Annotated in this window: 2 protein-coding genes; both read right to left on the bottom strand. The window is 43.7% G+C overall.

Features of this window, described 5'->3' with window-relative positions; all coding sequences use genetic code 11:
- On the bottom strand, positions 1-853 hold an 853-nt coding region (locus B7C60_RS09270; RefSeq protein WP_216639320.1), incomplete at its 3' end, for a TPM domain-containing protein.
- Positions 834-1,445 carry a LemA family protein gene (locus B7C60_RS09265; protein ID WP_099611407.1) on the bottom strand — a complete coding sequence of 204 codons (612 nt, stop codon included), beginning with the start codon at positions 1,443-1,445 and terminating at the stop codon, positions 834-836. The genes B7C60_RS09265 and B7C60_RS09270, both read right to left, overlap by 20 nt.
- Between the last annotated feature and the right edge of the window lie 304 nt (positions 1,446-1,749).

Here is a 1,749-nt window from a genome sequence, read left to right as displayed (position 1 = left end):
CCGAACTACCCGAACTGCTTGAACGACCTGAACTGTACGAGCCATGGCTTGAACCACCACCAAAGTTGAACCAACCCTCCGGTATCGCAAGGAAGGCCGCTCCCATTGCGGCACTGATTAGCGCGGTGTATGCCTGATCTTCCAACCCAATGAAAAAAGAAAATAGAACCATGATCATGGCACCGACAAACATACGGGCAACTAAGCCACGGTCGCCAATAAAAGCGAATACGATCCGGCGTAAAATAATGGCGACTAGGATCAATGGGCTTAGTAACAGAATGACGAGAAAGATTTTGCCTAAGCTATGCCCTTCACTTTTTGCAGAAGGTGGTGGCAAGGCTTCGCCATCAATCAATTGAATCAAGGCATCAACACCGGCATGAATACCGCCGAAGAAATCGCCTTGTTTAAAATGCGGGCTCATGTATTCACGCTGGATTCGCGCCGATGTGGCATCTGGGATCGCGCCTTCAAGGCCATAGCCGACTTCAATTCGGTAACGTCGATCATCTTTAGCGATTAACAGTAACACACCGTCATTTGTTTCTTTACGGCCAATTTTATTTGCTTCGGCTACCGAGAACGAATAACTCTCAATGGTTTGTGGGGCAGTGGTGGGAACGATTAACACCACCAATTGTGCTCCTTTGCGCTTTTCTAATGCCACTAATTGTTGGTCGAGTTGTTCGATTTGCGCCTTGGTCAGTGTGTTCGTTTGGTCGGTAATATGCCGCTTAAGTTGTGGCGGCTCTGTAGCATAAGAAAAGAGCGAAATGGATAGCATAACAATCAAGCTGACGGTTTGAATCCATTGGCGTGTTAACGTTAGGTTAGTTCGTGATAGGCGCATGATGATCACCGAAGTTGACCGTAGGGGAAAGGGAGATTTTCTTTTCATTTTCGACACTAAAGTTTGGTTTCACTTCATAACCAAAGAGTGCTGCCGTGAGGTTGTTCGGGAAAATACGTATTAAGGTATTATATTGTTGAACCGTTTGAATATAACGATTTCGAGCGACCGTTACGCGGTTTTCTGAGCCTTCAATTTGGGCTTGCAGGTTTTGGAATAAACTATCAGCTTTTAGGTTAGGGTAACGTTCACTGACGACCATCAGGCGTGATAATGCATTGGATAACTCACCTTGAGCTGCTTGAAATTGTTGCAATGCTGCTGGATCATGGAGCGAAGACGCATTGATTTGCATATTACCAACTTTTGCTCGGGCTTGAGTCACTTCAATTAATATTTTCTCTTCATGTGCCATATAGCCTTTCGTCGCATTGACCAAGTTCGGAACTAAGTCTGCTCGACGTTGATATTGGTTGATCACTTCAGACCATGCTGCGGTTACCGCTTCGTCTTGACGTTGAATATCATTGTAACCACAACCCGATAAGTTTATCGATGTTAACAGCACTAAGAAGATGTATAAATATTTCACAAGTGTTCCTATTTTTGTTTTATTGTAGATGAACGGAATAATCAATTTTGGCGGATTTTTATACAGCTAATTAACTTGACGTCGCAGATCGGTGCAATTTGTTTGGGTATAACACCGCTACTGTTTCAAGTAAGGAGAGTCTAAATTGCACAAATAAACCAATGTGTGTGTTGCCTGTATAGGAGCCTATTCATTCGCCCGCAATCTAGCAGATGATGAAAACTTATTCAACAAGTTGAATTTTACTTACCACCATCAGCAGATTTTGTTGCATCATTGAGTTCATTTGCCGGGTGGTAACTGG

Origin of the sequence: Vibrio fujianensis, from assembly GCF_002749895.1 — a bacterium.
GTDB lineage: Bacteria > Pseudomonadota > Gammaproteobacteria > Enterobacterales > Vibrionaceae > Vibrio > Vibrio fujianensis.
The sequence above is the reverse complement of the archived record's forward strand: the minus strand, read 5'-3'. Positions and strand labels throughout refer to the sequence as shown.